We start from the raw sequence: 8087 nt of genomic DNA, 5'->3' as shown, positions 1-8087 counted from the left end.
CGCTTGTTGAATTGGGCGCTGAAGTGACCTGGTCATCCTGCAATATTTTCTCAACACAGGATCATGCTGCTGCTGCAATCGCTGCTGCCGGAATTCAAGTGTATGCATGGAAAGGAATGAATGCTGAAGAATTTGACTGGTGCATTGAGCAGACTTTATTTTTCGGACCTGACCGTAAACCATTAAACATGATTTTGGACGATGGTGGTGATTTAACCAATATGGTTTTTGATACTTACCCCGAATTGATACAACACGTTAAAGGTTTATCAGAAGAAACTACAACAGGTGTACACCGTTTAGTAGAAAGAATGGAAAAAGGTACTTTGCCTATTCCTGCTTTCAATGTAAATGACAGTGTTACTAAAAGTAAATTCGATAACAAATACGGTTGTAAAGAAAGTTTGGTAGATGCTATCCGCCGTGCTACCGATGTAATGATGGCTGGTAAAGTTGCTGTAGTAGGAAGTTATGGTGATGTAGGTAAAGGTTCTGCCGCTTCATTAAAGGGTGCAGGTTGTCGTGTAATCGTAACTGAGATTGATCCTATCTGTGCTTTACAAGCTGCAATGGATGGCTTTGAAGTAAAGAAAATGATTGATGCCGTTAAAGAAGCTGATATTATTGTTACTGCAAGTGGTTGCCGTGATTTGATCACCGAAGCTCACTTCCGTGCAATGAAAGATAAAGCTATCGTTTGTAACATTGGCCACTTCGATATTGAAATTGATATGGCATGGTTAAATGCAAATTATGGTGCTACAAAAAATACCATCAAACCACAGGTAGATATGTACACTATCGAAGGTAAAGATGTAATTGTGTTGGCAGAAGGCCGTTTGGTAAACTTAGGTTGTGCAACAGGCCACCCAAGTTTTGTAATGAGCAATAGCTTTAGCAACCAAACTTTGGCACAAATTGAATTGTGGACCAAAGGCGACCAGTACAAAAACGAAGTGTACGTGTTACCAAAAGTATTAGACGAAAAAGTTGCCCGTTTGCACCTTGCAAAAATTGGTGTGGTGTTAGATGAATTAACCACTGCACAGTCTGCATATTTAGGTTTACCTAAAGAAGGACCATTTAAGCCGGAAGCTTACCGTTATTAATATTTTTTTTAAAAGATAATCATTACAGCCCTGAATCATTTTTTGATTCGGGGCTTTTTTTATGTTCGCACTTTAATAATGTCAGCCTGCGCTTGACGAAGGGATAAAAGTGTTCCACTTTTTTGTTAGCATTTTGTAACGGGCATTTTCGCCTTTGTTTGTGTTCCGCACCAATCTCCGCTCCCTTCCTTCGCCTTTGTTGCGTCTTATTGACCAACAACGAATGGCCCTGAATACTGTTAAAGAAAAAAGCATTTCCTCTTCGCAACCATCGTTTGCTGCAATACATCGTTGGTCAAAAAGACACAACGATGGAGGAGATTATAGCGAAGCTAAAAGCGATGGGTGTTTTTTCGTCCACTGAAACTATTATGCACCAATCTCCGCTCCTTCCCCGCCGTTGTTGCGTCTTATTGACCAACAACGAATGGGGGACTTAAACTATCTGAATAAAAGATAAAACAATTATAGTAATTATTTTGTTTTCTGTAGAATAGATAAATGCTGCAAATGTCAATTAATAAGAAATTGGGCATTCTTTACAAAAACTACTGTCGGAAGAAACCAAAAGAATAAGTGAATCAATTATTCTTACCATCGCCATTGCAAGTTTCCTTATTCACCTCTGCATAATATACCTGGTAGATTTCGGTATTATTTCTTTAAATACTACTTCTGACTTACTTAAAAATCCTATAGCTGCCATATACACGCCTTTTTCATTTATCCTGGTGTATGAAGTATACCTGTTGATTCACTACCTCCCGAAATCCATTACCACTTATATCAGCAAGCAATATGAAATTATTACGCTTATTATTATCCGGCGTTTGTTTAAAGATCTTTCCACTTTGACTCTTTCAGATGATTGGTTCAAAATTAAATATGACCTGCAGTTCACCTATGACCTGGTAGCATCAATACTCCTTTTTTTTCTTATTTACCTGTTCTTAAAACAGAGTGAAAAAATATACAGAACCAGCGAGATGGATGAACGCCATATTAAAGGCATAGCAAACTTCATAAAATTAAAAAAAGTATTGTCTGTTTTTTTAGTGCTGGTAATAATTTTTGTTGCTGTTTATTCATTTCAGCATTGGCTTGCAGGCGTTATCAGCCCATCTGCAAATACAAATGTTTCTTTTAAAAATATTAATAATATTTTTTTTGAACAGTTTTTCACTATTTTAATTATTGCAGATGTTATTTTGCTATTATTTTCTTTTTTTCATACTGATGAATTTCACAAGGTTATCAGGAATTCAGGCTTCATTATTTCTACTATCTTAATCAGGTTATCGTTTTCTGTAAGCGGCTTGCTAAATACTGTGCTGATTGTTGCTGCTATTATTTTTGGGCTTTTAATACTTGTTATTCATAATAAATTTGAAGCGTATATTGCATTGAATAAAAACAATACTTAAACTGCTAATAAATTTTAAGCAATTAGTTTTATAACGCTGTAAAATAATTAAAACAAAAACAAATGAATAACTATTCCATCGCCGCTCAGTTGATAGTTGCTTTATCCGTGGCATATGTTTGGATATTTCGCTTTGATAATATTGTAAAAGAATTTAAGCAATATGGCTTGAATAACTTAACCCGTAGCATAGTTGGGGCAGCCAAAATAGCTTTATCAACATTGTTGGTTGCCGGCATTTGGTATCCGGGCTTAATACTTGTTCCGGCCCTGCTTATGGCCTTTCTTATGGTATCAGCACAATATTTTCACTTTAAAACCGGTAATCCCTGGCAAAAACATATGCCCTCTTTGTTGCTGCTGATACTTTGTCTTTTCATTGCAGCTGTTTCTCTAAAATTAATATAATAATGAATTTACTGAATGTCCTGATTTTAATTTCAAGTCTGCCTTTTTTGACCTATGGAATTGCCTATTTTAAATCAGCAAAAATGAAAAGTGAATTCAAACGCTTTGGACTTGAGAAAGCTGGAGCACTTACTGCATTTTTAGAAATTTTTGGGGCATTGGGCCTGCTGGTGGGTTTTAAGCTCCATGTTATTTTACTGATTTCTGCAGGTGGACTTGCAATATTAATGCTACTCGGTGTTGCAGTCAGGATAAAAATTAAGGATAGTTTTTGGGTTTCACTACCCGCCTTGTTTTTTATGCTGCTAAATGGATATATTTTTTTTATGTCGCTGTGCTCATAGTATATAACCTATTCACTCAATTATATGGTTAGATTATTTAAAAAGTGGTTGGGTGTAAACAAAACTAACATTCTTCTGTTAATGATATGTTGTTCAATAGGTTTAAACAAAATTTAAAATATACACAATCATGCTAAAAAAGTTTTCAACAACAGATAAATTATTGTTTATCTCGGCATTTCTTTCGCTTATTTTCTCCGAAATATTGTATTTCAAAGGAGAAGCAAACGCTGCCATATTTATTGGTATTTGGGTGCCATCTATACTGGCTTTCGGAATTTATTTAAAACTGGTAAACAACAACAAAAATGACTGATCTCATACCATATTTCGCAGGGCTGATTACTCTATTATTCGGAACAGGCTTTTTCCTTGCATTACAAGAAATGAAGAAAAAAAAACTCTGAACATTGTTTCTCAGCCTAGTTTCCTCTCTTCATGAACCTTCCCTGTAATTTCCGCTCCTGCCCAATTATTGTGACGTTAAAGTAATTCAGCGTAGCTTTTGTTGCTGTTCTCCACTGGCTTAAGTGTTCGCATTTTCTGGCTCCCAATGGCTTAAGTCTTTGGCGTGCCGATAGCTATCGGGATTCCCTTCCACAATGTTTAAATTAAAAGAAGATGATGATAGGATTAACTGTGTCTCTTAAATTTTAGCACCAACTGGTTTAAGTTTTTGGCACTGCTGATTAGGTTTGATAAAGTGGCTACTATTCATGGATGCCGCAATAAGAAAACGCCAATCCAGGCAAACCAAATAATCTGCAATAGCCCAAAAACAGCTCCTAATGCACTAAGCCCGGGAACAGCTGTTAAGACACCAGCAATGCCAACTAAAAATCCAACATAGTTTAATGTTTTTTGAAATTCGCCACATTTTATGGCAGTCCAGCTTATTAATAAAACCCACAGTCCGCCTACTACTTCAACTCCACCCCCAATACCATTATGTATTGCGTCAATAGTTAACCATATAGTGGTAGCTTGTTCTTTGTTGGTTAAATAAATTTCAGCAACGGTATCTAATCCAACATACGCAATCATACCACTTGCAATCACCATTGCTGCCCATATGTAACCAAATACCGCAGCAATTTTTGTGTTAGCTATTGAATGGTTCTTTAACCGTTCAGTAATTGCCGATACTAATACTACCAATGAAATACCAAAAATTACATAAATAATCAGCATCCAGATTTGAAACAGCATCCTATTATTTAATAAGAATTGTAGTTTATCAGCATTGCTTAACGTTTCTGCATTTTCAGGCGTTAATAAAAAGATTAACACTGTAAACCCTGTTATATACGCCAAAGCCTCAACAATTGCTGCAATGCCTCCAATTTTTTGTAAGTTATATTTCATTACATTGGTTTTATTATTTTCAGTACGGTTAAAATGAAAATATGTTACAATGTATAAAATTTTCCCTCCGTTGTTGTGTATTATTGACGAACAACAAATGGACCTGAATATCATTACCGAAAAAAGCATTTCCTCTTCACAACAATCTTCTGCTGCAATACATCGTTGGTCAATAAGACACAACGATGGCCGAGATTATAGCGAAGCTAAAAGCGATAAATCCCCATACTCAACCCAAGCCTCTCAAAGTTTTATATTTGTTAAAACCTTCGATCGGAGTATCGTTTACATTTTTCGCTTATTAGTTTTGCTTCGATATTGAACAACAGCGTAATCAGCAATAATCATGAACCTTAAAGCACTAATATTAGCGTTACTTTTTACCAACGTACTGTATGGACAGCCCAATAATAATGACCTAATTTATTTTCAGGTGATATGTGGTGCAGGTGCAGAAACAGCACAAGAAATTCAAACATTAAAAAATCTGGTTAATCTTAAAGATTCAATTAGTATTCGAAAAAAATTGTTTGAGGGCTCTAGCCTGGAGCAAGTACTCAGCGCTATTGTATTAAAGCATTATTACACTGACGGGTTTTTAAAACCTTCTCCCGAAGAACATAAAAAGATAAGGCAGGTATCAAATTCTAAAAAGAAATTCATGCTTTGTTTTACATGTACTTACCATCAAGAAGGTAAAGTGAAACATCTATTTCATAAAAAGAAATATTTGCTTTCATACGGCATCATAAAATTTTACCTTTTTAATTTCATCCCACTGGCTTAAGTGTTCGCATTTCCTGGCGCCAGTCATCTTGCGCAGCAAGGCGATTGGTGTCTACCAATTCCGCCGGATTGTGTCCTGAATTAGAATTACAAATCCTTCTTCCTAAAAACAAATTTCATTACTCACTCAGGAACTGCATTTAAATGGCGGAGGAATGAAGAGATAATAGAAACCGGTTATAAATACCTTCTTCTCGTTTCAATATTCTTTTGTCTGTTTTTTTTAGCCGACACTCATTGAAAAACAAACAAAAAAGGTGAAAACACCTTCTTAAGATAACAAAATATCTAATATTTTTAATTATCTTTCTTGCGCAAGTAGAAGATCGTTAACCAACCTGAATAAAGCCCTGTACTATATAAACTGCTATTGTATGTAAAGCCATATTTATTACTTTTAAATTTGAATTCTTTTACTTAGAAATACAATGCATGAAAGTCTTTATTACTTTATTTTCTCTTTTTAGTTTATGCGGCTTAAAGACTACTGCTCAAATATTACAGAACGATACAACCATTTGCAAGGGAGATTCATTATTATTATCAATTGATTCTACACAAATAACAGGAACACCCTGCCTTGCAGCTGCATTACCACCCGTTCTTCAAAATGGCCTGGTGGCATTTTACCCTTTTTGTGGAAATGCCAATGACGAAACTGGAAATGGCAACAACGGTACCGTATTTGGAGCTACACTTACCACGGACAGATTTGGAGTTCCGAACAGAGCTTATAGTTTGATACAGGGAAATTATATAAAAGGGTCCGCTAATAATTATCCAACAGGCGAAAGAACCATTTCCCTTTGGTTTTATGCCACTAACATTGGCATAGCCACTTCTGGCCCAACTCCAATTGGTTATGGCGGTGGCATTTGCGGAACGTCCTGGTTTGAAAGCATAGATAATTTTTTTACCCCAAACAGCCAGCAAAATACTTACCAGGTGCAGGGGCATTGTAATAATGAATCTGTATTATATCCTTATGGTGCTGTTCATCCTAATAATGCGTGGCATCATTGGGTAATTACCACTGCGCCTGCAGGTACAAAATTTTATATTGATGGCACTATGGTGCTGAATAATACAACTTTTATTAATGAAACTTTTGTACAGGGTAAAGATTTTATTCTTGGAGGGCCTGTAGGCGTAAATGGAATAGGGTTCTATTCTGATGGTAACATTTACGGGCTTGAAGGAAAGCTGGATGATGTATTTATTTACAACAGGGCCTTATCTCCTGCTGAAGTATTGCTGCAATATAACAGTCAGAACGTTTTATGGTCTACCGGGGCAACAACGCCCAGTATTACTGTGGCTCCTGTACAAACCACCAGGTATTATGTAACAGTTACAAACAATACTACAACTTATGTTGACAGTATACTGGTTGCTGTTTCTGCCGCAGATACATCTTTAACAGTTTTGGATCCTGTAATATCTTGTAACAATAACGACAGTGTGAGATTACAGGCAGGAATAGCAAACACATACAAGTGGCTTATAAATGGAGTTGCTGTGGCCGGGGCATCAGCAAGAAACTTTACGGCTATGCAATCCGGTACCTATCAGGTGGTAGTTACCAACAGCCTTGGTTGCACAGATACAAGCCGTTCGGTGGTTATAGCACTTTATCCTCATCCTCTTCCTGGTTTTACAATAAATAATGCTACACAATGTTTCAATGGAAACAGTTTTGTATTTTCCAACATTTCAACTATCAGCGGTGGCAGCATGACTTTCAGCTGGAATTTTGGTGACGGAACATTTGGCAATACTGCTAATGCAACCCATGTATATACCACACCGGGCAGTTATATTGTAAATTTAGCTGCCACAAGCAACAATGGTTGTAAAGATAGTATTGCACAAAATATTTTTGTTACTCCATCCGCAATAACTGCTGTATCAATAGTAGCAACGTCTGCAAACATCTGTATTGGCACACCCGTAACATTCACTGCCACACCAACAAATGGCGGAACCACACCAGCTTATCAATGGCAGATTAATGGTGGCAATGCAGGAACAAACTCCCCCACCTACACTACTACAGGATTGGTAAATGGAGATATTGTAAGAGTTATTATAACATCTAATGCTGTATGTCCTTTGCCTGCTGCTGCAATATCTAATGCGGTTAGTATGTCTGTATCACTTCCGGTTACTCCTGCTGTAAGTATTTCAATTCCGTCAACTACAGTTTGTGCCGGTATGGCTGCAACTTTCACCGCCTCTGCTTTTAATGGAGGCACTGCACCACAGTATCAATGGAAGATAAATGGTATAAATGCTGGTTCAAATTCTGTAAACTTTGTTACAAACGCACTGGCAAATGGCGATGTTGTATCGGTTACTTTAACTTCTAATGCTGCCTGTGCAACGGTTACTTCTGTTAATTCAAACGCCATTACAATTTCGGTAGTAAATACCATTGTTACCCCATCGCTGCATATAGATTTTTCACCCGGCACTATTTGTTATCGAACCAAAATTACATTTACAGCATCTTCTGCTAATGGTGGCAGTAACCCTTTTTATCAATGGAAGCATAATGGGATAAATGTTGGAACAGATAATCCTGTTTTTACAACCAATACTTTTAAAAGCGGAGATATTATTAATTGCATAATGACAAGCAGTGCCTCCATT

The 8087-nt window shown here is 36.7% G+C and carries 9 protein-coding genes; 7 read left to right on the top strand and 2 right to left on the bottom strand.

Annotated features, from left to right (window positions below):
* A partial coding sequence (gene ahcY, locus ACY651_RS12550) for an adenosylhomocysteinase (protein WP_462253228.1) occupies nt 1-1109 on the top strand: 1109 nt, incomplete at its 5' end.
* Between the two features lie 81 nt (nt 1110-1190).
* Here ahcY and ACY651_RS12545 read toward each other — a convergent pair.
* Entirely contained in the window at nt 1191-1418 is a 228-nt protein-coding gene (locus tag ACY651_RS12545) for a hypothetical protein (protein WP_462253226.1), read from the bottom strand.
* A gap of 677 nt (nt 1419-2095) precedes the next feature.
* Here ACY651_RS12545 and ACY651_RS12540 point away from each other — a divergent pair.
* The 4 genes from ACY651_RS12540 (at nt 2096) to ACY651_RS12525 (ending at nt 3600) form a co-directional block, all read left to right on the top strand.
* A complete protein-coding gene (locus tag ACY651_RS12540; RefSeq protein WP_462253224.1) occupies nt 2096-2533 on the top strand; it encodes a hypothetical protein in 438 nt (145 codons plus the stop codon).
* 62 nt (nt 2534-2595) lie between these two features.
* A complete protein-coding gene (locus ACY651_RS12535) occupies nt 2596-2940 on the top strand; it encodes a DoxX family protein (protein ID WP_462253222.1) in 345 nt (114 codons plus the stop codon).
* Between the two features lie 2 nt (nt 2941-2942).
* Nucleotides 2943-3284, top strand: coding sequence for a DoxX family protein (locus ACY651_RS12530; RefSeq protein WP_462253220.1), 342 nt, complete (start codon nt 2943-2945; stop codon nt 3282-3284).
* Nucleotides 3285-3414: 130 nt separating this feature from the next.
* Nucleotides 3415-3600 (top strand): hypothetical protein, encoded by a 186-nt coding sequence (locus ACY651_RS12525; protein ID WP_462221884.1) that lies wholly within the window; start codon nt 3415-3417, stop codon nt 3598-3600.
* A gap of 398 nt (nt 3601-3998) precedes the next feature.
* On the opposite strand, the gene ACY651_RS12520 is transcribed toward ACY651_RS12525, so the two are convergent.
* Nucleotides 3999-4649, bottom strand: coding sequence for a hypothetical protein (locus ACY651_RS12520; protein WP_462253218.1), 651 nt, complete (start codon nt 4647-4649; stop codon nt 3999-4001).
* A gap of 346 nt (nt 4650-4995) precedes the next feature.
* Between ACY651_RS12520 and ACY651_RS12515 the strand changes: the two genes are divergently transcribed.
* The gene (locus ACY651_RS12515; protein ID WP_462253216.1) at nt 4996-5436 is read left to right on the top strand and encodes a hypothetical protein; all 441 of its coding nucleotides are present in this window, start codon (nt 4996-4998) and stop codon (nt 5434-5436) included.
* Between the two features lie 431 nt (nt 5437-5867).
* A partial coding sequence (locus ACY651_RS12510) for a PKD domain-containing protein (protein ID WP_462253214.1) occupies nt 5868-8087 on the top strand: 2220 nt, incomplete at its 3' end.

The organism is Ferruginibacter sp., assembly GCF_031391665.1.
Lineage (GTDB): Bacteria > Bacteroidota > Bacteroidia > Chitinophagales > Chitinophagaceae > Ferruginibacter.
Note: the sequence above shows the minus strand (reverse complement) of the source record. Positions and strands in the feature narration are given on the sequence as shown.

What these genes read in the sequence shown, in the direction of transcription:
- ACY651_RS12540 (WP_462253224.1), top strand. Translation starts at nt 2,096, where the DNA reads ATGGATGAACGCCATATTAAAGGCATAGCAAACTTCATAAAATTAAAA.
- ACY651_RS12530 (WP_462253220.1), top strand. Translation starts at nt 2,943, where the DNA reads ATGAATTTACTGAATGTCCTGATTTTAATTTCAAGTCTGCCTTTTTTG.
- ACY651_RS12535 (WP_462253222.1), top strand. Translation starts at nt 2,596, where the DNA reads ATGAATAACTATTCCATCGCCGCTCAGTTGATAGTTGCTTTATCCGTG.
- ACY651_RS12520 (WP_462253218.1), bottom strand. Translation starts at nt 4,649, where the DNA reads ATGAAATATAACTTACAAAAAATTGGAGGCATTGCAGCAATTGTTGAG.
- ACY651_RS12515 (WP_462253216.1), top strand. Translation starts at nt 4,996, where the DNA reads ATGAACCTTAAAGCACTAATATTAGCGTTACTTTTTACCAACGTACTG.
- ACY651_RS12525 (WP_462221884.1), top strand. Translation starts at nt 3,415, where the DNA reads ATGCTAAAAAAGTTTTCAACAACAGATAAATTATTGTTTATCTCGGCA.